This window comes from Mesorhizobium sp. M7A.F.Ca.ET.027.02.1.1, from assembly GCF_004022985.1.
Classification (GTDB): Bacteria; Pseudomonadota; Alphaproteobacteria; order Rhizobiales; family Rhizobiaceae; genus Mesorhizobium.
This window is the reverse complement of record NZ_RZOL01000749.1, coordinates 1-1,332: the sequence shown is the minus strand read 5'-3', so window position 1 is coordinate 1,332 and position 1,332 is coordinate 1. Positions and strand designations below refer to the sequence as shown.

Sequence of the window (1,332 nt, the reverse complement as noted above, 5' to 3'; positions counted from 1 at the left end):
ATTCAAAGGTCGCCATACGTCACGAGCGGATCGACGAAAGTCTCCCCATCCGGCGCGACGCCAATTCCAAATCCCCTGAAAAGATGAGTTGGCGGTCGCCGCAATGGTGGCGGCCTTCCGTCAATATTCGAAACGCGTCGCTCGATCACGGCTAAGATGCGCCGCGTCTGACTTTCTGCGACCAAGACGCCCCTCAGAGGCCTCCCCGGACGAACTTTTGGCGTCAGGTTTCTCGACATGGGTATTACCTGCTTTCGACTGCAGACACGATTAGAAACATCCAAGACAGCGGTAAACCGCAAAAAACCTGATTGTCGCACAACCCACGTTTATACCAAGCTGCATGGCGACGCTTGCCGAGCACCACACCCGCTCCTGGTCTTCCAAGCAGCGGGGAAGCCGAAACACTGTTGCAGACGAGGGTCGTGCGGTTATCCGATGTTCACGTCTTGTGTCATGGCTACGAGCGAGCGAATTGCCCATCCCGACTCCATCTCGGTCAACAAGCTGTTCGACGGGACAGGGAGGGATCACTTACGCTTCGGGCATGGCTGCGATTGCTGCAGTATTGAGGGTCACCAATTTAGAGGGCGGATCGTTCTCCCTCTCCCCGACAATAGCATTCGCTCGCTAATGGGTTGGAGCGATTGTGGCTTCATTTCAACCAGTTAACTCGCGGCAGATCCTGTGCACGTAGGTTCTACTTTTCTTCCATTCGCTATCGCGCGATAGCCGACACTGGGCGCGCTCGCGGGCTCCCGACAATCGATAGAAGGACAAGGGCAAGAAGCGACAAGCTGGTTCCGTTCGACGCCCCCATCAGGGCGAAAATCGCGGAGGACCTAAACCAGGAAATCCGCGGCCTGCTCAAAGGCGGCATGTCGTGGGGCCACACCCTGCAAGAAGCCGAGAAGTTCCTGATCGACAGACTCGGGCCTTGGGCTTCCGTCCCGACGATGCTAACGTGCTGGAGCGCGCTTGTTCTATCCCAACCGAACTCGTCTCGGTGGAACTCCACTTCCGGAACGTCCACCAGTTTAAGCGCGACCATAAGGCCTATGATGATCGCCGGCCGCGCATCCGCCGAACTATCGCCGGTATGCGGCCTGACGGCACAGTCGCGCCTGCTGGGCTGATCGGATTCATAGACTGGGCGACGCAGCGCCTCTGGATCGGGCTGATCTTTTTCGAAAGCGCGGCGGCGTGCAAAATCGCGACGTAGTCGAGGTCTTCGCGGCTATGATCGAAGCGTGAGGCATGCCGCACTCGCTCTATGTCGACAACGGCAAGGAATTCGGCTTCGCCGCCTTTCTGGACGATGCCATGTAGATT

Annotated in this window: 1 protein-coding gene; it reads left to right on the top strand. The window is 57.7% G+C overall.

Annotated elements, in window-relative coordinates; all coding sequences use genetic code 11:
- Nucleotides 1-964 precede the first annotated feature (964 nt).
- Entirely contained in the window at nt 965-1,222 is a 258-nt protein-coding gene (locus tag EN749_RS35845; RefSeq protein ID WP_128364943.1) for a hypothetical protein, read from the top strand.
- The last annotated feature ends 110 nt before the right edge of the window (nt 1,223-1,332 follow it).